The 22,431-nt window shown below is 47.1% G+C and carries 15 protein-coding genes; 9 read left to right on the forward strand and 6 right to left on the reverse strand.

Annotated features, from left to right (window positions below; all coding sequences use genetic code 11):
* Nucleotides 1-143: 143 nt before the first annotated feature.
* From FJ444_RS02430 to FJ444_RS21310, 4 genes are all read left to right on the forward strand, one after another.
* The gene (locus tag FJ444_RS02430; protein WP_140956313.1) at nt 144-2,174 is read left to right on the forward strand and encodes a bifunctional diguanylate cyclase/phosphodiesterase; all 2,031 of its coding nucleotides are present in this window, start codon (nt 144-146) and stop codon (nt 2,172-2,174) included.
* A 1-nt stretch (nt 2,175) separates the two neighbouring features.
* Nucleotides 2,176-2,763 carry a thymidine kinase gene (locus tag FJ444_RS02435; protein WP_140956314.1) on the forward strand — a complete coding sequence of 196 codons (588 nt, stop codon included), beginning with the start codon at nt 2,176-2,178 and terminating at the stop codon, nt 2,761-2,763.
* 175 nt (nt 2,764-2,938) lie between these two features.
* Nucleotides 2,939-4,531 (forward strand): serine hydrolase, encoded by a 1,593-nt coding sequence (locus FJ444_RS02440; RefSeq protein WP_140956315.1) that lies wholly within the window; start codon nt 2,939-2,941, stop codon nt 4,529-4,531.
* A gap of 72 nt (nt 4,532-4,603) precedes the next feature.
* Nucleotides 4,604-4,747: a hypothetical protein gene (locus FJ444_RS21310; RefSeq protein ID WP_181405032.1), complete on the forward strand. Its 144-nt coding sequence runs from the start codon at nt 4,604-4,606 to the stop codon at nt 4,745-4,747.
* Nucleotides 4,748-4,784: 37 nt separating this feature from the next.
* Here FJ444_RS21310 and FJ444_RS02445 read toward each other — a convergent pair whose 3' ends face one another.
* A complete protein-coding gene (locus FJ444_RS02445) occupies nt 4,785-6,056 on the reverse strand; it encodes a hypothetical protein (RefSeq protein ID WP_140956316.1) in 1,272 nt (423 codons plus the stop codon).
* Nucleotides 6,057-6,574: 518 nt separating this feature from the next.
* On the opposite strand from FJ444_RS02445, the gene FJ444_RS02450 reads away from it, so the two are divergent.
* From FJ444_RS02450 to FJ444_RS02460, 3 genes are all read left to right on the forward strand, one after another.
* A complete protein-coding gene (locus FJ444_RS02450; protein ID WP_140956317.1) occupies nt 6,575-9,502 on the forward strand; it encodes a TonB-dependent receptor in 2,928 nt (975 codons plus the stop codon).
* A 158-nt stretch (nt 9,503-9,660) separates the two neighbouring features.
* Nucleotides 9,661-11,148, forward strand: a complete 1,488-nt coding sequence (locus FJ444_RS02455) for a tryptophan halogenase family protein (RefSeq protein ID WP_140956318.1) — start codon at nt 9,661-9,663, stop codon at nt 11,146-11,148.
* Nucleotides 11,145-12,620, forward strand: coding sequence for a tryptophan halogenase family protein (locus FJ444_RS02460; protein WP_140956319.1), 1,476 nt, complete (start codon nt 11,145-11,147; stop codon nt 12,618-12,620). The genes FJ444_RS02455 and FJ444_RS02460 overlap by 4 nt, the downstream gene beginning before the upstream one ends.
* 67 nt (nt 12,621-12,687) lie before the next feature.
* Here the strand turns inward: FJ444_RS02460 and FJ444_RS02465 are convergent, their stop codons facing one another.
* The 3 genes from FJ444_RS02465 to FJ444_RS02475 form a co-directional block, all read right to left on the reverse strand.
* Nucleotides 12,688-13,710 (reverse strand): LacI family DNA-binding transcriptional regulator, encoded by a 1,023-nt coding sequence (locus FJ444_RS02465; RefSeq protein WP_140956320.1) that lies wholly within the window; start codon nt 13,708-13,710, stop codon nt 12,688-12,690.
* A gap of 230 nt (nt 13,711-13,940) precedes the next feature.
* Nucleotides 13,941-14,570 carry a uracil phosphoribosyltransferase gene (gene upp, locus FJ444_RS02470; protein WP_140956321.1) on the reverse strand — a complete coding sequence of 210 codons (630 nt, stop codon included), beginning with the start codon at nt 14,568-14,570 and terminating at the stop codon, nt 13,941-13,943.
* 90 nt (nt 14,571-14,660) lie between these two features.
* Nucleotides 14,661-15,206: a hypothetical protein gene (locus FJ444_RS02475; RefSeq protein ID WP_140956322.1), complete on the reverse strand. Its 546-nt coding sequence runs from the start codon at nt 15,204-15,206 to the stop codon at nt 14,661-14,663.
* Between the two features lie 334 nt (nt 15,207-15,540).
* Here FJ444_RS02475 and FJ444_RS02480 point away from each other — a divergent pair, with 334 nt between their 5' ends.
* Complete coding sequence (locus FJ444_RS02480) at nt 15,541-17,838, forward strand: acyl-CoA dehydrogenase (protein WP_140956323.1); 2,298 nt, start codon at nt 15,541-15,543, stop codon at nt 17,836-17,838.
* Here FJ444_RS02480 and FJ444_RS02485 read toward each other — a convergent pair.
* Nucleotides 17,835-20,075 (reverse strand): bifunctional diguanylate cyclase/phosphodiesterase, encoded by a 2,241-nt coding sequence (locus FJ444_RS02485; RefSeq protein ID WP_140956324.1) that lies wholly within the window; start codon nt 20,073-20,075, stop codon nt 17,835-17,837. The genes FJ444_RS02480 and FJ444_RS02485 overlap by 4 nt on opposite strands.
* A 135-nt stretch (nt 20,076-20,210) precedes the next feature.
* Between FJ444_RS02485 and nhaA the strand changes: the two genes are divergently transcribed.
* Nucleotides 20,211-21,401 carry a Na+/H+ antiporter NhaA gene (nhaA, locus tag FJ444_RS02490; protein ID WP_140956325.1) on the forward strand — a complete coding sequence of 397 codons (1,191 nt, stop codon included), beginning with the start codon at nt 20,211-20,213 and terminating at the stop codon, nt 21,399-21,401.
* Nucleotides 21,402-21,519: 118 nt separating this feature from the next.
* Here nhaA and FJ444_RS02495 read toward each other — a convergent pair whose 3' ends face one another.
* Nucleotides 21,520-22,401 (reverse strand): LysR family transcriptional regulator, encoded by an 882-nt coding sequence (locus tag FJ444_RS02495; RefSeq protein ID WP_140956326.1) that lies wholly within the window; start codon nt 22,399-22,401, stop codon nt 21,520-21,522.
* Nucleotides 22,402-22,431: the final 30 nt, after the last annotated feature.

Below are 22,431 nucleotides of genomic sequence, written 5' to 3' on the forward strand. Positions count from 1 at the left end.
TTCACAACTCCTCAGACTGGCTTACTGGCGAAATTTCACTATCATTAATATTGTTGCCGTACGAAACTGGCAAATTTCCGTAAACGTGGTACACACCACAATAATAAAAGCAATATTCACAGTGGAATGGTTACAGAGCAGGCATGCAGCAGTCCCCCTTTAAAACCAGGCTCAACATGATTAACCAGGATGTGGTAGAGCTTCTTTACTCCAACGCGTTTAATGGCTTGTTAATTACTATCCTCAGCGTAAGTGCAATTACATTTGGATTCGACTCCGGAGCCGGGCAAGAAACCAAACAACGCGTCTGGGGCATCATTTTGGTTTTTACCCTGATTCGGGGACTCGACGCAGCTTACTGGTTTATTAAACTTCGACACGCGAACTACGCGCCAGAGCTTCCTTTCTATCGCTTTTTTGTGGGCTCTGTTTTTACTGCTGTTTTGTGGGCTGTATTTGGCATTTCGTTTTTTGACAGTATGTCCACGCTGGAATTTGCCTCAACCATGACCATTATGTCAGCCATGGCGGGCGGTGCGGCAACCGTACTTGCTCCCAGTATGTTACTGGTGATCACCTATACCACCATCATGCTAATACCCATGTCATTAAGAGCGATTTATGACCATCGGGATGAATACAACATGCTGGGATTCCTTGGTGTTTTGTTTTGGATATCCATGTGTGGCGCTTCCAGCCGCGCTAACCTTTTTATTCGCAGAGCCATTGAAATAAAGCACAAGAACGACGAATTGGTCGACCTGATGCGCAACGAACAAAATGAAGTTAAACGAGTTAACCTGCAATTACTCGAATCCAACCAAAAGCTCGACCAGGCCAACAACAATCTTGAAAATGAGGTGTTACGCCGTACCCAGGAAATTCACCGGTTATCTAACCGGGATCCGCTTACAGGTTTGATGAATCGCACGGCATTCATGCAACATTTTGAATGGATGATTGAACAATCCGTACCCAGCAAAAATAAGCTCGCTATTTTGTTTATCGACCTGGATGGTTTTAAACAAATTAATGACACCTTTGGACATCAGTGTGGTGATGCCGTGTTAACCGCCGTTGCAACGCAATTGTCGCAGTTTTGCGAAACAGACTGCGCAGGCCGTTGGGGCGGAGACGAATTTATTATGGTGCTCCCCTACGCAGACGAAGTAGCAGCCACAGCCATTGGGCAGGCTGCCCGCAGCAGTTTAGCCAATATTAAACAGGTTGGTGGCAATGATGTAAGTATTGGCGCCACTATTGGTATCGCGATTTACCCAAATCACAGCGAGGACGCTGCGACATTGGTTCAGTTAGCCGACCTCACCATGTATTTTCACAAACGCTCTACCCCGGGTGTAGTGGGCGTGTTTTCTGACTCTTTGTACGATACGCTAAACGAAGAGGTGCGTCTGCGTGATGGTCTGCGCCAAGCGATACAACGTCAGGAAATTCATGTTGTTTACCAACCTATTATTGAGGCCGGAACGAAGAAACTCTGGGCTGTCGAGGCGCTGGCGAGATGGTGTTTTCACGACCAGTGGATAAGCCCGGCGGTATTTATTCCATTAGCCGAAAAAACCGGCCTTATACAGGACATTGGAAACTGGATCCTTCACCGCGCATGCATAGACACAGCCCAATGGCCTGATGACTCACTATCGGTTTCCGTGAATGTCTCTGTACTTCAAATGCTCAATGATAATTTTATTCGCCAGGTGGATCAGGCCATCAATAGTTCTGGTCTTGCCCCGCACAGATTACATCTGGAAGTTACCGAATCGATCTTCGCCGATGACATGGCCATTCTTACCGACCGGATTGCCGCTCTGAAGGCGCGCCATATCCACATAGCGATAGACGACTTTGGTACCGGATTTTCATCCCTTAGCCTGCTTCAGGCGCTGGATTTTGATCTGCTTAAAATAGACCGCGCGTTTGTACAGCAAATCACCGAAGGCAACGATACCATTGTTCGCGCCACCCTACTGATGGCAAAAGAGTTTGGTTGCAAAACCGTGGCAGAAGGTATTGAAACCCCCGAACAAGCGGCGATACTCGAAGCAATGGGGGTAGATTGTTTACAAGGTTATCTGTTTGCCAAACCTTTAGAGAAAAATGCACTGATAAAATGGTACACTAATCAACACCATTCTAAACATAATTCACAATAACATGGCTCAATTGTATTTCTACTATTCGGCAATGAATGCCGGTAAATCCACGTCACTGCTACAGTCGGCCTATAACTACAAAGAACGCGGGATGAACGCGGTAATTTACACTGCGGCACTCGATGACCGGTATGAAGTAGGCAAGGTCACCTCCAGAATAGGTTTGCAAGCGGATGCCCAGTTATATCGTAGCGAAGACAACCTTTACCAGGCAATTGGGGTTTTGCACAACAGCAAACCACTGGATTGCGTGTTTATTGATGAAGCGCAATTTTTAACCAAAGCACAGGTGTATCAATTAATCGAAGTCGTAGACGAGCTCGATATTCCGGTATTAGCGTATGGCCTGCGAACCGACTTCTTGGGTGAAACCTTTGAGGGCAGCCATTATTTACTGGCCTGGGCGGATAAGCTATTTGAACTTAAAACCGTTTGCTATTGTGGCCGCAAAGCCAACTTTGTTGTGCGATTAGACGAGCAAGGCTATGCAGTTACCAGCGGTAATCAGGTTGAAATTGGCGGCAACGATCGTTACGAATCCATGTGTCGCAAACACTTCAAAGCACTGGTGTGGGATCACCAGGAATAATCTATTCAATATACAGATTAACTTACCTATTTTTTATGCTAACCTGATGTGATTGACACCACCGGGGATTATTTATCCACTGCAAAATAGTAAAAAAAGCCAACTAAGTGGTTTTATTTACGCGCAGTAATTCAGTCCTCCCTCAGACTAAACACAGGTAAAAGGAAGCATAAATATGGTATTACGCCGGGTAGCCCAGTGTGCTCTGGGTTTGTCATTTATTACCGTTACGGCATGCGCTGCAACTAACGCGTCTCAACCTCCATCGCTAAAACAGCTGGATACGGTAATCGACAACGCGCTTGAAACTTTTCACACGCCGGGCATGTCTGTTGGGGTGATTCAGCATGGCGAAGTGTTATATGCCAAAGGGCGCGGCTTTCGCAATCTGGAGAATCGCCAACCGGTTACTGCTGATACCCTGTTTCGCCTGGCATCCACGTCCAAGGCATTTACCGCAGCAGCGCTGGCTATTGCCATAGAAGAAAATGGCCTGACCTGGCAAACCCGTGTAACCGATATTCTACCTGAATTTCAAATGCAGGATCCCTGGGTAACACGGGAATTTACCCTCCTGGATTTACTTACACACCGTTCAGGTTTAGCCAGTGGCGCTGGCGACAGTATGCTCTGGCCCGAGCCCAGTGGTTTTACCCGCACGGACATTATTCACAATTTGCGTTTCCTCACGCCGGCATCCAGCTTTCGAAGTGAATACGCCTACAGCAATGTAATGTATATTACCGCGGGCGAGGTAATTGCCCGGCTGTATAAAAAACCTTATGCAGATGTGATCAGCGAAAAGCTCTTTACGCCATTAAATATGCAATGTTTTGCTGGCGACTTGTCAGATGCAGCTCTGAACAATGTTGCAATGAGTTACGGCCATAATGACCAACGCGGGATCTATGCCATCCCGCGCAATAGCATCGAAGGACGTGAACTGGTATCTGCTGCAGCAGGTGGCATAGTTTGCAGTGCAACTGATATGCTCAAGTGGCTACAAATGTGGTTGAATAAGGGAATTGCTGCAAATGGCGCTCAGGTGCTGTCTGAGGCTCAAATCACTACCCTGCAACGCGCTTACACTGTGTTGTCGGTGACTGATACCGACGAAGAATGGGACGGCACACTGTTTAAATCCTACGCATTAGGCTGGCGCTTGTCTGACGTACACGGAAACATGGTTATTTCTCACACCGGTACCTTGTCGGGCTATCAGGCGTACGTCGCCATGGTACCTAACAAAGATCTGGCCATTGTTATTCTCAACAATGGTTCAGATTACGGTGCCAGAGGCTCTGTTATGCAACACATCCTGAAAGCGTTCATTAGTCCGGCTGACCAGCAGGACTGGGTTCAAAATTACGTGGATTATCAGGCCAAGCGGGAACAACGCTACCTGGCAAGTAATATAATACCCGTTGGCACCGGTGAGGTGATTCTGGATCCGATTGCATATACAGGACGCTTTATCGACCAATGGTTTGGTGCGCTGACCATAACGCAATCCAACAATTCCCTGCGAATTGTTTCTGAAAAGATGCCCATGCTCACCGGAACACTTGAGCCATTCAGTGACCATACGTTTGTGATCCGATGGGACAATCAAAATGCAGCCAGTGACGCGTTTATCCATTTTGATGTTAACACCCAACGCAAAGTAACCGGGCTATCCTTATACCCCTTTACCAATAAAGTAACGGATGATCACGAATACAGGGATATGTACTTTTATGCAGTTAATTCAGAAAACAAATCAGAATAATTAATTTTAATTAATATAAACGAGCCGTGATGCGCGCTATTCTGCATCCATCAACTACAAGGAGAGCGCATCATGGCTACGTTAATTAAACACATCATCGGTAAATCAACAGAACAAACAACCGCCCCCCGTCCGGTAGAATGTAACTACAGCAATAACTACTATGGAGATCAGGTTTGCCGCCCGATTGTTAACAACAAGACTGGCGACCAGTAAGACTCATTCTGTCGTAGACAAGTAGCGGTAAAAACCGCTATTCTGGGAATGAGAGTCGAACGACTTTAGGTGAGCGGGTGTTATTGTGCTGCCCAACCAGGTACATGGCACCCGATTCATCTTTCACCTGGGTTCCAAAAAACAGGAAATCAGCCAGTTCTGGCATGGGGTATGACACCGTTGTACCGCTCGTTGTTTCATAAATCAGCCATTCTGGCTCACTGCCCGACCGTCTGCTGGCACCCATCACAAACTGTTCGCCATCGATCGAAAACAAACTGGGAATATTGGCTTCACCGGCGGGATTAAAGAACCCTATTTTTTCGAGTTTCGTGTCTTTACTGCCTTCGGCGTGTAAACGGAATAACTGGCCTTTATGCAGGGTAAAAAACACATCGCCATTTTTCATGGTGGTAAAACCCACAATACCGCGATACGACGACATTCTGTTATCGGAGTACTCAGGCAACGGGAATTCATGCACCACGTTCAGACGATTGTCGAGTTCAGCTAAAACCGCGACAAACCCTTGCTCATTTGCAGCAGGAATGAGTTTAGGTACATAAACATGCCCTTCGCCGTCAACCAACAGCTGGCGGGATACGTGGCCAGGAACAGAACCTACTTCCGTTTTATGTACCCGCCCTGTTGCGGTGTCGTACTGATACAACACGTGCCCCCAATAACCCAACGCGTAAACATAGTGCCCGTCAGTATTAATAGCAATCAGGGCTTCCGGCGTATGAACTAAATGCTCCCACACTGCTTTTACTGGATCAATACGCCAAAGATGCCCGCCCCAGGTGGGCAATTGTGTATCACTTTCTCCAGCCTCATCAAAGCTGGTAAAGTACAGAAATCCGTCTGACGCCGACACAAACTGACTATGGATCTTGCCCTGACTGGCGCCAGCTTCTGCCATATCGGCTTGCTGAAGTGCCTGAAGTACATTGCCCATAACTTCAACGCGCTGATTTTCGGGCCGCCAACGAACCATGCTGGCAGAACGAGGCTCTGAATAAGACTCCGACAGCCCCATATAAATATTACCCAGGCGATCTGAGCCAATCGCCCCCCAGGACACATCACTTGCCCCTACTTTGGGAAGCACAATATTCTGAACTTCTGGCGCTTTAAAATGACGCGGACGAGCAGCGACAAAGGGGCCGCTGTCGAGCCTTATTGGCATAAAACCAGTTGAAGCGGCAACAGTACTTTGATCTGATCCTGAATCACCATCACTCACTAACCAGCCATAGGCCACCAGCCCAAACACTGCCAGCAACAACAGCAACGCGATGTACCTCATTTACAACACTCCTTTTTAGTACAGAAGCACCCTGCTTTCGTTATTGAAGAAGCAGGTTATCCGGGTTCGGATAAACAGATCACGATAAGTAAGTACGCTAGCAAAATTGTTTATCACTTAACAACAAATAATCGACGAAATTTTCTACACTTTCTCGATTTATTGGCGTCTTGGTCTAAGCTGTCTAATTAGAACAAAAGCTCTCAGCTAATAACGTATTCATTCAGACGCGAATTCAAACACCTTATCAGCACAACATGTGATTTTTCTGTTAACTGCAAAACTGAATTTGTAAAAAAATATAACTACAAATCTTCTTACATTTTGTATGACTTAATCGAAAAAATCTAAATCCATTAAGTATCTAGCAAAAATCCGCACAACCCTTAACAATCATTGTTAATTTTATTTTCTTAATTGATTAAGAAAATTACTTGACCTATTGCTAAGCTTTAACTATTGTTAACATCGATGTAACAAGCTTACGTAGATTTTTATCTGACTTAGGGCACTAAAACATGAAAACCAAACACATATTCAAACCCGCCATTTTGTCATTGGCTGTCGCGTCTGCCATGTATGCAGGCCAGACATTTGCTCAAGAAGCTGATGGTGCAACTGATCAAAACGTAGAAGTCATCGCGGTTAAAGGTATCCGCGGCTCACTGATGCGCGCTCAGGCGATCAAGATGGACAACACATCAATCGTCGAAGCGATTTCTGCCGAAGATATCGGTAAATTGCCAGACTCATCAATCGCGGAATCACTGGCGCGTCTGCCTGGTTTAGCGGGTGAGCGTGTTGGTGGTCGTACGTCAGGTATCTCTGTACGTGGTTTCAAAGAAGACTTTACAGGTACGTCATTAAACGGTCGTGAACTGATTGGTATCGGCGACAACCGCGGCGTAGAATACGATTTATATCCGTCAGAAATCATGACGGGCGCAACCATTTTCAAAACCACTGAAGCTACTCTGATGGTTCAGGGTATCGGCGGTACAGTAGACTTACAAACCGTTCGCCCATTGTCAGCAGAAGAATCGCTGACCTTTACTGGCGTATATGAAATGGGTGGCAACGACTCTGACAACCCAGAGTTTGACAACACAGGTAAGCGTTATGCGCTGTCTTTTGTTGAGAAGTTTGCAGACGACACCATTGGTATCGCCGTAGCACTGGCAACCACCGAGTCTCCACGTAACGAACGTAAATACGGTGTATGGGGCTACAACGCCAACGATGCAGGCCAAATCCTGCCTTCAGGTCTGGACACGCAGGCAATCAGCCGCTCACTGGACCGCGATACGATTTCTGCCATCCTGCAATTCCGTCCTACCGATAGTCTGGACATCGTTGTTGATGCACTGAGCATCGACTATTCTGACTCAGGTGTGATCCGTGGCTTCATCGAACCCTTTAACGCAGATCCGGCGTCACTGTCTGGAAGCGGTTTTAACACTTCTGGTACTCAAGTAGGTGCAAACCCGGTTTTACGTACCGATCCGGCGCAAAAAGACGGCGAACTGCAAAGCTTTGGTTTGAACGTTAAATACAACATCGACGACAATTGGTCTGTGATGTTGGATGCAGCGAACAGCCAGTCTAAAAAACGTGACCTGCGCGGTGAATCTTATGCTGGTTTAGCACGTAACGGCGCAATCAATACTTTTGGTACTCGTGACTTCCAGATGAGTGCTGACGGTGTAACCTTTACTGATAGCACAGGTTTGGGCGCATTTGCTGACGCTTCGTTACTGCAACTTACTGGTCCACAACAATGGGGTGGTGGTATGGCGAATATCGCCGACCAGTTTACTTCTACAGTGAACACCGTGTTTACGGATGCCGACGGCAATCCAATCCCGTTCAGCTACCTGAACGCGCAAGACGGCTTCCTGAACTATGCTGACTTCGAAGAAGAACTGACTACAGTTCGTTTAGAAACAGAAGGCCTGGTTGAATGGGGCATCATCAATAAAGCAACCTTTGGTGTGTACTATAGCGACCGCTATAAAATGAAAGACAACAAAGGCTTCTTCGCGACTGCGTCGTCTTACCCCTACTCTGAAGCTATCCCTAGCCAGTATCTGTACAACGGCCTGGCTGATCTGACCTGGGCTGGATTAGGCATGGTTGTAGCGTATGATGGCTTTGCCCCTTACCGCGATGGCGAATACACACTGAACGATGCGGGCTTACTTGAGCCAGATCGTCTGGGTGATAGCTACGAAGTAAACGAAGAAGTTACCACGCTGTACGCTAAATTCGACTTTGAAACCGAATTAAGCGGCTTCCCAGTTGTAGGTAACATTGGTGCGCAGTACGTAGACACCGACCAGTCTTCAACCGGTTACCTGGGCATAGTAGGTTCTAACTATGCCGTATGTGACGACGACAACAATGGCGTTGTTGACGCAGATTGCGTATTGTCAGGCGGCGATTCTTACAGCCACTTCCTGCCAAGCCTGAACATCAGTGTGGAAGTAGACGACAACCGCTTCGTGCGTTTTGCAGCGAATAAGACCATTAGCCGTGCACGTGTAGACCAAATGAAAGCGTCTGGTTTCGTTAAGTTCGACCAAAACATCGACCTGATTGCGATCCCTAATTCGGAAGCAGCCGTAGAACAGTACGGTACACCATGGTCTAAATTCCAGGGTAACCCTACTCTGCGTCCGCTTGAAGCGAATAACTTTGACCTGTCATTTGAAAATTACTTCGAAGACGAAGGTTATGTGTCGCTGGCGTTGTTCTACAAAGACCTGGTTAACTGGACTGACGATGCGCGTGATCTGATTAACTTCCTGAATGATGAAACGAATGATGGTGCAAACTACTTCATTCCTGGTTTCCACGACCGTATCATTCAAACAACCGGTTTGTATGGTCCGGCTAACGTTGCGTACGAAGCGGGTGACCTGGCTACACCACCAGATTATGGTTACTTCTCGTACTTCCAGGACGGTCTGAAAGGTTCGGTGAAAGGCGCAGAATTAACAGCAAACATTCCATTGGGTTCATTCGTTGACGCCCTGGAAGGCTTTGGTATTGCTGGCTCTGCAACCTTCATTGATGCAGAACTGGATAACGGTAACCCAATCCCAGGTCAGTCTGACGAAGTATTCTCGATTACTGCCTACTATGAAATGGACGGTTTTGAGATTCGTGTAGCAGCAACAGACCGTTCTGAGTTCACCACTTACCAGCGTGGTGGTTCGAACAAGATTGATACGGCAACTCGTGCGCCTATTACTCAGATCGACGCGCAAATCAGCTACGACTTTGAAGGCAGTGGCATTGAGTACCTGGAAGGTCTGCGTATTTCATTGCAAGGTGTTAACCTGACCGATGAGAAAGAAGAAACCATCGACAGCAACGGTATCGTTACCTTGCGCCGTGAGTTTGGTCCTTCTTACATGCTGAACTTCAACTACTCGTTCTACTAAGTTATACCTCAGGCCCTGCGGCGCTCGCCGCAGGGCTTTATTTTTCTGCACGATTCATTTTGCTTTTCACCCTTATTTCGCTAGAGTCAAAAGCACAGTGAATTTATCTGTGCACCAACACAGATACCGTTATCGATTTACGTAATACAGGAATACCCATGCCGCAACCTATTCAAAACGTGGTTATTGCAGGTGGTGGAACGGCCGGTTGGATGACCGCCGCATTGCTTCGCAAAGTTCTCTCTCCTGCCGTTCGTATTGAACTGGTGGAATCAGAGCAGATTGGCATTGTAGGAGTGGGCGAAGCAACTATCCCACCTATTCAGGTGTTCAATAATTTTCTGGGTATCGACGAACGCGAATTTTTACGCGACACCCACGCCACCATTAAGCTCGCCATTAAGTTCGAAAACTGGAAAACCCACGGCGACAGCTACTACCACACCTTTGGCGCACCAGGCACTACCATGGGGTTTTGTAGCTTCCATCACTACTGGCTAAAAGCGCAACAGACCGGGCTAAGCCAGTCACTGTGGGATTTCGACCTGAATTACCTGAGCTGTGAGCAAGGCAGGTTCAACAAGATCAATACGCCCAACCCACTCTATGAAATGCAGTATGCCTATCACTTTGATTCTGCGTTATACGGTCAGTTTTTGCGGAAAAAGGCCGAGCAGGCCGGTGTAGTGCGCACCGAGGGTATCATCGAACACGTGCAGCAGGACCCGGCTACCGGATATATTACGGCATTGCAACTTACCAGCGGTAAACAGGTTCAGGGCGATTTATTTATCGACTGCACCGGTTTGCGGGGATTACTCATTCAACAAGCACTGGGAGTGGGTTATGACGATTACAGTCACTGGCTACCCGCTGACAGCGCACAGGCAGTACCGAGTGAACGCTTTACCAGCACGCTGCCCTATACGCGCAGTATTGCACATAAGGTAGGCTGGCAGTGGCGCATACCGCTTACGCACCGCAATGGTAATGGCATTGTCTACTCCTCGCAGTACCTCAGTGATGATCAGGCCACAGAGACCTTGCTGAATAATTTAGACACCAAGGCACTGGATACGCCGCGTACCATCCGCTTTAAGACGGGTCGCACTGCACAGCAATGGTGTAAAAACGTTGTGGCCATTGGTTTGTCGAGTGGATTTTTAGAACCCTTGGAGTCTACCAGTATTCACCTGATCCAGTCTGGCATTATCCGCCTGATGAAGATGTTCCCGAATAACGGTATATCTCAGGCAATGACCGATCTTTATAACACCGAGTCCAAAGACGAATTTGAAACGATTCGCGATTTTATTATTTTGCACTATCACGTCAATCAGCGCGACGATTCAGACTTCTGGCGGGATATGCGCACCATGTCCATTCCTGACAGACTCGCGCAAAAAATTGCTGCGTTCGAAGAAACAGCTGCCATATTTAATGAAAAGAATGACATTTTCCGCGATGCGTCCTGGGTGCAAGTGATGATGGGACAAGGGCTCTCGCCACGTGACTATCATCCTGCCGCAGATGCAATGGACAACGCGCAGCTCATGGCTGCTATGAGTCAGATTTACCAGGCAAAACAACAGCCGCTCGACAAACTGTTGAGTCACGACGAATTTTTGCAGCGGTATACCGCATGAGTGAGCAACCATTAAACATTGTTATTGTAGGTGGTGGTACCGCCGGGTGGATGACGGCCAACCTGCTGGCTAAGCGCTGGCAACACAAAGCCGTGAAGATCACATTAGTAGAGTCACCCGATATCGGGATTATTGGTGTGGGCGAAGGCTCAACGCCCACCTTAAAGCGCTTTTTTGACGACATGCAAATTGCCGAATCAGACTGGATGCCGGCCTGTAATGCAACGTATAAAGTAAGCATTCGGTTTGATGGCTGGAGTCCTGAGTCGGGCGTGAACAGCTATGCCCATCCATTTATCGGGCAACTGGATACCTTTAGTGAGCGCGCATTTTACGTAAACTGTATGACCCGTCGTCTGGGGTTGGATGTGAATGTAAAGCCCGAGGATTTTTTGTTTAATGGTTGGCTGGCCAATTATTACCGTTCCCCCAAAACGCCGGCTAACTTCCCCTTTCGCATTGAATACGGTTACCATTTTGATTCCGGGCTATTGGGTGGATTTCTGCAGCGGTATGCACAAACCCAGGGCGTTACCCATAAAGCGTTGAAAATCACCGGCGTAAAATACCACCCTAGCGGCGACATTAAGGAACTTCACACCGCAGAAGGGCAAACCATTCAGGGCGATGTATTTATTGACTGCTCTGGATTCAGGAGTTTATTGCTACAACAAACCCTGAAAGTACCGTTTCAGTCGTTTGGTAATAACCTGTTTAACGATTCGGCCGTAGTCTGCGCAACAGCGCCATTAACCCCGCTACCCGTAGAGACGCGTTCAACGGCGTTGTCTGCTGGCTGGGCATGGCAAATTCCCCTGACTAATCGCACTGGGAATGGCTATGTATACAGTTCAGCGTATCTGGACCCGGAACAGGCAGAAGCGGAATTATGCAAACACCTGGGCCTGAACCGCGAAAACACGCAAATACGCCATTTAAAAATGAATGTGGGTCAGGTGAGCGAACACTGGTTTAAAAACTGTGTGGCAGTTGGACTTGCTCAGGGCTTTATTGAGCCGCTGGAGGCGACGGCATTGCATTTGGTTCAAACCAGTGTAGAAATTTTTATGGATCACTACGAAAAAGGCGGATTCAGCGACCAGTACCGCCATGCTTACAACGCAGTGATAAGGGAACGATTTGAGCGGGTTCGCGACTACATAGTGGCCCACTACAAACTCAATACCCGCAATGATTCAGAGTACTGGCGGGCCAATCGAAACAACGAAGCATTGTCGGAATCACTATTACAATTGTTGGATGTCTGGTTCAGACGCGGGGATCTACAACAGGAAATTCAACGTCAGAAACTTGATTCACACTTTGGTGCAACATCGTGGCACTGTTTGCTGGCGGGCTACGGGGCATTCCCACGACTTGCTGCAAATCAGCCGAATACGGGTGACTTATATAAAGAACATAACCTGGAAACGTTTTTTTCAGGGTGTTTGCTGAACTTCGCGGCGCAATAAATACAAGCAGATAGCTGATGCAGATGGCAGATGCGGGGTAAACGGGCATTGAAATACCCGTTTCACTCTAGCCCAGCGTTTCGCCTAATTTGATTTCATACGGCAGTGACATCGACTGGTTTTCACCGCTTAATAGCAATCTGGCCGCTTGCATGCCTTTCTCAACACTGGACTGACATACGGTAGCCAGGTACGGACGTGTACGTGATGCTTCTTCTATGCCGTCGAAGCCTGTGATTTTCAATTCACCCGGTACATCAATCCCCATCGACATGGCGCATTGCAGTAATTCCAATGCAATAATGTCACTCATACACAATATAACGTTTGGACGCGGTTGACTGTATAACACTTCTTTAGCGGCCTGAATGGCATAGACACCCGCGTTTTCCGGCAGATTCCATATCCAGTCTGAATCCACTTTTATATCCAGTTCTTTTAACGCCTGTGAATACCCATCCAACCGGCGGTGGGTAATCGACGATTCAGCATCCAGTAGCGGACTGTTATAAATTCGGCAGGTGCTGGGAGAATCAATAAGTCGCAAGCCCAGTATAGCAACATGGTCGCCCTTGCTTAACGCAGCCTTCGCTATTTCGTAGCTGGCCTGTTCATTGTCGATGTTGATTGCCGGACGCCCCTCAAGGTTAAAGTCTACGGTAACCACAGGTTTACTTTGTTGATTGAGTTGTTGCGACAAACCAGGATTTCGCGGTGCACCGTAACAGATAAACCCATCTACAAAATCCACAACATCGGCAATAGATTCCGAGTCTCCGGCATACAATAAAAGGTGCTTTTGATTTTCGCGCAATACCCGTGACACACCCTGTATAAAGGTACTGGCAACCGGATCGGTCACCATGTAATCCAGACTATCCGCCAAAACAAGTGCCACGATATTGGATTGTCCTTTTCGCAATATTTGCGCTGCACGATTCGGGCCGGTGTAACCAATCTTCTTGCAGGCATCCAGGATCTCAGCGCGTTTAACGGCCGAAAGCTGATCAGGCCGGTTAAAGGCATTGGAAATCGTAGCGGTAGAAACGCCCAATTCTTTGGCGACATCTTTTAGCGTAAGCTTTTTCATAGCAACTGCACTGTTCTTGAATTTTTATAGTTGTGCCTACTTCGAGCGATAGGCTGCCAAAGAGTAGACCTTCTTAATCAATTTAAGTTTAACTTATTTTTAAAAAAATATTAGCATAAAACAACATCTTAAAAAGCTAAATCGTTTAACTTTTTCGATATTGAAAGCGTTTGCAATTGGTTAAATTTAAAACAAGATTAAGAACAGTAAGTTAGCTGAATAACACACAATTAGCGGGTGCCAAATATCTTGTCTCCGGCATCTCCCAGTCCGGGCAGAATATACCCTTTCTCATTCAGTCGCTCGTCAATGGCTGCGGTAAAAATATCAACATCCGGATGCGCGTCGGCAACCGCTTTAATCCCTTCCGGAGCAGACACTAAAAACAATCCCATTATGTTTTTACAGCCTTTGGCTTTTAACAAATCAATGGTGGCGATTAAGGTGCCACCAGTTGCCAGCATGGGATCAACAATTAACGCGGTGCGTTTATCGATATGTTTAACGACTTTGTCAAAGTAAGCTACCGGCTGCAGGGTTTCTTCATCGCGGTATAAACCCACCACGCTAATTTTTGCATTGGGAATGAGGTTTAGTACCCCATCAAGCATACCCAGTCCGGCGCGAAGAATAGGGACTATGGTAATTTTTTTACCTTTAATACTCTGTACTTTAAGGGGTTTTCCTGTCCAACCAGTAATCTCTACGGTTTCGGTGGGAAGGTGGCGCGTGGCTTCGTAGGTTAACAAGTTACCAATTTCACCCGCCAATTCGCGAAAATCCTTGCTGCTAATCCGTGCTTCACGCATCAGGCCAATTTTATGTTGGATCAACGGGTGACGAATTTCGTGAATAGCCATATCAAGATCATCCTTTGGTAACAGAGTATCACAGCCAAACTATACCTTAGTGACGCATCCAGGAAAAGCAACGCTGAGGTGATCTCCTGACTACGATCTTGAAAGCACAACGCGCTCACTGTGTTGCGCAAAGACTTTACGCATTATTTCAAGCGACTGCCCGTCGCGAAGATTGATGATAACAGCATACTGCTTGTTTCGAATTGCCTCGCGAACCACGTCAATTATCTCTGTCTCGTCGGGACGTAAACGAAGTAAGCCGGCAACAAATAAGCCAATGAAAACACAGGGGCTTATCGCTGCAATACTGATACCCAGAGAGTGAGCCTGGGCAAAATGCGGCCCAAACGCTACCAGCATGTAAGCGATGGCCACGCCAATAAGCAAGCCAGCCCCACCCAATATGAGGCGCGAATAAAGCATCATCTTACCCAGTGCTTTGCTTTCGCTTTCCAACAGGCGATTGAACTGCCCATCATGAGGTGTAACAACAGTGATTTGTTGCGTTGTTAAGTCTGTCTTTTGGAGCACGTCGCCAATTGCACTTTGGGCACTGTTGTATTCAGAAAAAATAGAAGCCAATTGTGCATGTGACTGGCCAGTTACATCCGACCTTATACAGGGTTGATTTGGCATAAACGTTCACTCCTCAAACTATCAACAAGTGTGGCAGATTATGTGACACACGAAGCACGAAAGTGACTGTCACTTTCGTGTGTTGTGTACTTACAATCAAAGTTTGCGCCAAACATTTATAGCATTGATTTTATATACATTTTCCCCATCTCAAGCGTAACTAAACCACTAGTCTTCATGCTCGATAGCGCTATTTTTCGGGTTAGTCTGAAAAAATTACGCATGCTTTCGGTGTTGACCCAAATTAAAACAAGTGTTTAAATTCAGCAAAATTTAAACACTTGTTTTAATTTCTGCGAATTAATTTATTGCCCCTACACATTAAGGAACCTCAATGCTTTTTTGGATCATCGTTGTTGTTGCTATTGTTTTCATTTTTCGGTCTTCCTCATTGCGACAGCAATGGATAACCGGTCCTGCATTCAAGCTGTTTAAGCGTGTTTTACCGCCGCTCAGTCAAACAGAAAGAGAAGCAATGGAAGCCGGTTCGGTTTGGTTAGAAGCCGATTTATTCAAAGGCCAGCCAGACTGGCATAAACTGTACTCGCTGGCGTTACCCGAGTTAACTCAGGAAGAACAGGACTTTATCGATAACGAAGTAACTGAACTAATGTCACTGATTGATGACTTTGATGCGGTGCACAACCGTAAGGACTTCAGTGACGAAGCGTGGCAGTACATGCGGGAAAAGGGCTTTTTCTCGTTAATCATACCCAAAGAGTATGGCGGCAAAGCCTTCTCAGCCTTAGCCAACTCAACCATTGTGTCTAAAATTGCCAGTCGCTCATTGAGCGCTGGGGTAACGGTAATGGTACCTAATTCTTTGGGTCCGGGCGAACTACTGAGCCACTATGGCACGCAGGAACAAAAAGATTACTGGTTGCCACGTCTGGCAAAGGGTCAGGATATTCCCTGCTTTGCGTTAACCGGGCCGGAAGCCGGTTCTGATGCTGGCGGCATTCCGGATACGGGTGTTGTCACCATGGGTGAATTTGAAGGCAAAGACACCTTGGGCATTCGGTTGAATTGGGAAAAACGGTATATCACGCTTGCCCCAGTTGCCACTGTGCTAGGACTAGCGTTTAAGCTTAATGATCCCGACGGATTACTGGGTGACACTAAAAACATAGGCATTACCTGTGCGTTAATACCTACCAATCACCCAGGTGTAGAAGTAGGCAATCGTCATTTGCCACTTGAGCAGGCTTTTATGAACGGCACAACCCGCGGGAAAGACGTTTTCATTCCGCTGGACTGGATCATTGGGGGTAAAGACTACGCTGGTAAAGGTTGGCGTATGCTGATCGAGTGCTTGTCTGCCGGACGCGGTATTTCCCTGCCAGCCCTGTCTGCGGGTAATGCGCACTTGAGTGCACAAACCACCGCTATATACAGTGCGATCCGTCAGCAGTTTGGCTGTTCATTGTATGAATTTGAAGGTGTACAGGAAGGCCTGGCACAGCTTGCTGCAAATGCCTATAAAGCAGAAGCAATCCGACGGTTAACCGCTGGCGCTATCGATCTGGGGCAAAAGCCGGGAGTGGTTACCGCAATTGCTAAATATCACATGACAGAGCTTGCACGCCAGAGCATTAACATTGCAATGGACATCCACGGCGGTAAAGGTATTCAGATGGGGCCCAATAACTATCTTGCGTCTCTGTATACCGCGCTGCCTGTGTCGATTACGGTAGAAGGCGCCAACATACTAACCCGCAACCTGATGATTTTCGGACAGGGCGCAACTCGTTGTCACCCTTATGTATTTGAAGAGATGATGGCCGCAGCCGAACCCGATTTTCAGACCGGATTAGCGCAGTTTGAACCATTGTTATTCAAGCATGTGAAGTTTGCGGTGGGTAACGCGTTTTCCGCCTTCTTCAACGGTCTCACCGGCGCGCACTTTGTGAGTGTCCCTAAACAGGATGCCAACAAGCGCCACATGCAACAAATCCATCGAATCAGTAAAGGTCTGGCGTTCTGCTCAGACATTGCCATGTTGATGCTGGGCGGCGAACTGAAACGCCGTGAGATGTTGTCTGCTCGTTTGGGAGATGTGCTAAGCGAATTGTATATGGCCAGTGCAGTACTGAAGCACTTCTATGCAACAGGTGCAAATCCGCAACAGCAACCCTTAGTTGATTTTCTGATCCGCGAGAGTCTGGTGAACTGCGAAGAGGCGCTAAAAGGCTTTTGCCGCCATATCTCAAATCCACTTGTTGGCGTATTGCTTAAGCGTTTGTTATTCCCATGGGGTACCAGTTTTACCGCTGTTCACGACAAGGTAAAAACCCGTTTAGCTACCGAGCTGTGCACAAACGAAGCGTACCGCAACAGCCTGACTCCACTGTGTTACGTAGGGACACAAAAAGACGATGCAGTACGTGTGCTAAACGACGCTATGACCGCCATTAACAATCTTGCGCCGCTGGTGAAAAAGGTAGTTGCCGCACAAAAGGCGAAAACCCTGCCCCGCAAAGGCAGCATATTTCAACTTCGCGATATTGCCCTTGCTGAAGGAGTACTTTCGGAAGCTGAAGCAGCACAAGTTGCCGAAGCCGACGCGCTGCGTATGCGGGTAATTAACGTGGACGAATTTGACTTCTCATTGGCAACAGTAGTGAATAACTAATCCACAAACAGCTGTTCCACCTCATTGGCTGGCATCGGTTTTGCCAGCCAATATCCCTGAATATAATCGCACCCAAACGACACCAGTAACTCCCGTTGCGACTCGGTTTCCACTCCTTCAGCGATTACCGAAAGCCCTAGGTTTTTAGCCAGTTGGCAAATGGTCAGTACAATAGCCTGCTGTTCGGGCTGTTCATCCATATACTGCACAAACGAACGATCAATCTTAATTTTATCTACCGGAAAGCCGCTTAAATAGGCCAACGATGAATAGCCGGTACCAAAATCATCAATGGATAAGCTCACGCCCAAATCTCGCAACGCTGATAACACGGTGCGTGCTGCTGTACCGGTTTCCATTACCGATGTTTCGGTAAGTTCCAGCTCTATTAACGAGGGTGGCACGCCGTAACTGTCGAGCCTTCGCGCAATACCCTGTACAAAGTCAGGCTGCATAAACTGACGCGGTGAAATGTTAATAGCTACCTGAATATCTTTCCCCTGCTGATGCCAGTGACGTACCTGTGTAAATGCCTGGTCTAATACCCATTCTCCCAGTGGCAGTATTAACCCACTGCGCTCGGCAATGGGAATAAACTCAGCGGGAGAAATGAACTCTCCTTCGTCAAACCAGCGCAACAGGCTTTCGCAGCTTTTCACCTGCCCCTGAGCCAGGTGTTGTTTGGGCTGGAAATATAACGTTAACGCCCCCGCGCCAATTGCCTGTTCCAACCGCTGAGTAATCATTAAACGACGCTGATGACGATCACCATCGTCATTGCTAAAGTAATGCACCTGTTTGGCAGAGGATATTGCCGATTCCACCGCAATATTTGAGTGCAGCATAAGGCTGGCATAATCTGAGCTCTGCTCGGGGTACACGGTAGCCCCAAACGTTAAATGGAAGCGCATGTCACCCAAGGGAGTCTGCAGTGCTTTAGCAAACTGTTTAGCCAGATGATCAATGCATTTTGTGGCCAGGGACTCCGGAGCAACCGTTAACATGAAACAGGCATCGGCAATATGGAATAGCTGAATATCCTTCGACAAATTATTCGCCAACGCGTTAGTTTTAGCCTGTAACACCTCTGCTACCTGATAAACACATAACAGGGCATCTGCCAGACCGTAATTTTCACTCAGCACTTTAAAGTCTGTTACATCGATCATCACCGCGGCAAAACGCTTATTTTGTTGCAGGTGATCATTAATTATTTTTTCTAAAAATGTTCGGTTAGCGATTTGCGTTACCGGATGATGATACGCCTGAAACGCCAGCGCTTCTTCAGCTTCCTGACGTTCGGTAATGTCGCGCAGGTGCAAATCAAATGTCTGGTGATCGGAAATCCAGTGGCTCTGCATTAAATAATAACGCTGAGCAATTTTGCAGGTGTGTTGAGAACAAGCATCCCCCGCAAACTTAGCGGATTTTAAATAGCTGTTTAACCAATTGGCTGGAGACGAGGATTGGGGTTCTCCCTCCTCAAACAGTTCACTAAGCAAAGGCGCTGCGGCTGGATTGGCGTATAACAGTTGGCCTTTGGCATCGAGTCGTATAACCGGATTGGGGTTGCGTTTGGGAAATAACGCCAACTTTTCATTTTCAGAACTCAGCAAAATAAACCTTGCCGCATGGCGTCCTAAATAAATGCTCATACCGCCAACCCCAACAGAAAAGACGATGACGAGCCACACAGTAACCGACAGCAGTCGTTGAATATCATCATACCCTTTGGCAACAGATGCATTAATCTCGGTCTCGATTTTTGCCAACAACGGCAATGAGGCACGGCGCAGTTCGCTGATTTCGGCAAGTTGCTCGCGAGCCAAATCCCAGTCAGTTTGATCCGCGGCCAGATTTTCATCCAGCGCCTTGGCCGTATCATAGGCAGAGTGCAGGTATGCGTTAACCATACCAATTGAGTGACTGTCACCGCCATCGTTACTTACCTGTGAAAGCACATCCGTAAGCTGATGGAAATTATGCATGTAATTGTTGGCATACAATTCAGCTTCCGTAGTGGCGTAATACTCATACAAAATGCGCTCCTGCTCACTGAGCAACTGGCCAACCTGCTGTGTTTCACTGTAAAGCACCAGGTCCTCGGCCATAAAACGCATAGCAGTTTCCTGCACGGCTTGCGCCAGTGCATACACACTTAACGCCAACATGCTGCCAAGCAACGTGATGACAATATAGGTCCGTCTGGTTTTAGTAGCTAAATGCGATTCATTCATGATGTGCTTGCCCTATTATCCTCTAAGTGAAGACCCAGGAATTCCCTGAATACTTTCAATTTTTGATGAACTACCTGAACAAATTGGCAGAAGCTATTACACTTAGTATATATACGTAAAAAAAGGCTTTGCCATATGGATAAATTATCCGAGCTTTCCGACGTCGTAGAAAACTTTTTAAAGAGAGAATCGTCAGCGGGTATCATCTTAATGGCCGCTACCGCGCTGGCGCTGGTCATTGCCAATTCACCGCTTGATGTGTATTACGATAAGTTGATTTCATTGCCGGTAATCGTGGCTGCCGGCGATTTTCGCATCGACAAACCGTTGTTGCTTTGGATAAACGACGGCTTAATGGCAATTTTTTTCTTTCATGTTGGACTCGAATTAAAACGCGAGTTGTGTGAGGGGGAGTTATCGAGTCCAAGGAATTTAATTCTGCCAACCAGCGGTGCCATTGGTGGTATGGCGGCGCCCGCACTCATTTACGTCGCGATCAACTGGGGAAATCCTTCAGCAATGTCTGGCTGGGCAATTCCTGCGGCAACGGATATTGCGTTTGCGCTGGGGATCATGGCTCTGTTAGGTAGCAGGGTACCAGCCAGCTTAAAAGTGTTTTTAGTTACCCTGGCCATTATCGACGATATTGGTGCGATTGTGATTATTGCCTTGTTCTACACCGACAATATTACCGAAGTTGCGCTGATGGTTGCTGCATTGTGTTTTGCCGTGCTGTGGCTGATGAACCGCCGTAATGTGGTTGATTTACCGGGTTATATTATTGTTGGCATGGTATTGTGGGTCGCGTTACTTAAATCCGGTGTACATGCAACGCTTGCTGGTGTGTTATTAGCTGCATTTATACCCATGCGTAGCCCTACCGATCCGCAGGATTCACCTGTTCTTCGCCTTGAACATGAACTTAACTCTGTGGTGAGTTTTGCCATCCTCCCCATTTTCGCATTAGCGAATGCGGGGATCAGTTTCTCCAATATCAGCCCAGAAGGTATTTTTCATCCCGTAACCTGGGGTATCTTTTTAGGGCTGGTGGTAGGTAAACAGCTTGGTGTATTCCTGTGTTGCTGGCTGGTAGTAAAAAGCGGATTTGCATCACTCCCGGCCGGCCTGACCTTCAGGCACCTCTATGGATGTGCCGTATTATGTGGCGTTGGATTTACCATGAGCCTGTTTATTGGAGGCTTGGCATTCGAGCAAACCGGCGTTAACTCCATTTTTGACGAAAGGGTAGGAATACTCGCAGGCTCAGGCCTGTCAGCCTTGCTGGGATATGTTGTGTTGTATTGGGTTGGCCGCCCTAAAATTTAGACACTCACTTTTATTTCGATGTGACTATTTCGATGTGACAGTCACTTTTTCACAAATAAAGGATAAAATAGACACTTACTTCGTTGAAAGTGAGTGTCTAGATTTCATTATTTCAATATCACAAAGACTTGTGCATGTATTCGAAAATATAATCGCGCAAACACTGAGCGCGTTTTGACATTAACTTACCGCTCGGCCAAATCAAAAAAATATCCCGAACTTCGCCCTTCCAGTCTGGCAATATTCTTACCGCTTCTCCACTATCAAGCTCTGCTTTTACTTCGGTAAGAGGCACCAACGCTATTCCCTGAGAATCCAGAACAAAGTATTTCACAAACACCGGGTCATTGATTTGAGCGCGCCACTGAGGGTATAGCGTATAGCTCTGGCTGGTAGTCTGCTGGTGCAAAACCCATTTTTTTCGCATGGTGAGCCCGATAAGGTTGTGCTCAATAAGTTGCGACGGATGCTCAGGTGCACCATGCGCTTCGATATACGTTTGCGTTGCCACCAGCACGGTTTCCAGTTCAGCGAGTCTGCGCTGATAAAATGAGGAATCCGGCTGTTTACCAATTCTTATCGCTAGATCCGCCTGGGCTTCAATTAAATCCATTTGAAGATTGCTCAACTCCAAATCCAACTGAATATCAGGATAATCCCTGGTAAAAGACACCCACATTGATCTCAAAATACCATGAGATATATTTACCGGTGCCAGCACCTTCACTTTGCCTGAAAGCTGTTTACTCTCCTGCCCCAAAATCTGCTGCGCCTGATTAAATTGCTGGACTAATTCTGCGTAAGTTTGGAAATACACATCTCCATCATGAGTAAGCACTAACTTTCTTGCGGAGCGATGCATCAACTTCACTCCCAGGCGCTCCTCTAATCGTTGAATCCTGCGTGTTACCGTTGCAGCTGGCAATTTCAATTGCTTCGCTGCAGTTGCCAGACTTCCACGATTAACCACTTCTACGAATAACGCAATATCATCAAGCATGATTTCATTTTTGCAATTTTAAATTGGCAT

The organism is Aestuariibacter sp. GS-14, assembly GCF_006494365.1.
Taxonomy (GTDB): Bacteria; Pseudomonadota; Gammaproteobacteria; order Enterobacterales; family Alteromonadaceae; genus Alteromonas; species Alteromonas mangrovi.

Excerpts from the sequence above, each read along its gene's own strand:
- FJ444_RS02435 (WP_140956314.1), top strand. The coding sequence starts at position 2,176 with ATGGCTCAATTGTATTTCTACTATTCGGCAATGAATGCCGGTAAATCC.
- FJ444_RS02465 (WP_140956320.1), bottom strand. The coding sequence starts at position 13,710 with ATGAAAAAGCTTACGCTAAAAGATGTCGCCAAAGAATTGGGCGTTTCT.
- FJ444_RS02455 (WP_140956318.1), top strand. The coding sequence starts at position 9,661 with ATGCCGCAACCTATTCAAAACGTGGTTATTGCAGGTGGTGGAACGGCC.
- nhaA (WP_140956325.1), top strand. The coding sequence starts at position 20,211 with ATGGATAAATTATCCGAGCTTTCCGACGTCGTAGAAAACTTTTTAAAG.
- FJ444_RS02460 (WP_140956319.1), top strand. The coding sequence starts at position 11,145 with ATGAGTGAGCAACCATTAAACATTGTTATTGTAGGTGGTGGTACCGCC.
- FJ444_RS02445 (WP_140956316.1), bottom strand. The coding sequence starts at position 6,056 with ATGAGGTACATCGCGTTGCTGTTGTTGCTGGCAGTGTTTGGGCTGGTG.
- FJ444_RS21310 (WP_181405032.1), top strand. The coding sequence starts at position 4,604 with ATGGCTACGTTAATTAAACACATCATCGGTAAATCAACAGAACAAACA.
- FJ444_RS02450 (WP_140956317.1), top strand. The coding sequence starts at position 6,575 with ATGAAAACCAAACACATATTCAAACCCGCCATTTTGTCATTGGCTGTC.
- FJ444_RS02495 (WP_140956326.1), bottom strand. The coding sequence starts at position 22,401 with ATGCTTGATGATATTGCGTTATTCGTAGAAGTGGTTAATCGTGGAAGT.
- FJ444_RS02475 (WP_140956322.1), bottom strand. The coding sequence starts at position 15,206 with ATGCCAAATCAACCCTGTATAAGGTCGGATGTAACTGGCCAGTCACAT.
- FJ444_RS02485 (WP_140956324.1), bottom strand. The coding sequence starts at position 20,075 with ATGAATGAATCGCATTTAGCTACTAAAACCAGACGGACCTATATTGTC.
- FJ444_RS02440 (WP_140956315.1), top strand. The coding sequence starts at position 2,939 with ATGGTATTACGCCGGGTAGCCCAGTGTGCTCTGGGTTTGTCATTTATT.
- FJ444_RS02430 (WP_140956313.1), top strand. The coding sequence starts at position 144 with ATGCAGCAGTCCCCCTTTAAAACCAGGCTCAACATGATTAACCAGGAT.
- FJ444_RS02480 (WP_140956323.1), top strand. The coding sequence starts at position 15,541 with ATGCTTTTTTGGATCATCGTTGTTGTTGCTATTGTTTTCATTTTTCGG.
- upp (WP_140956321.1), bottom strand. The coding sequence starts at position 14,570 with ATGGCTATTCACGAAATTCGTCACCCGTTGATCCAACATAAAATTGGC.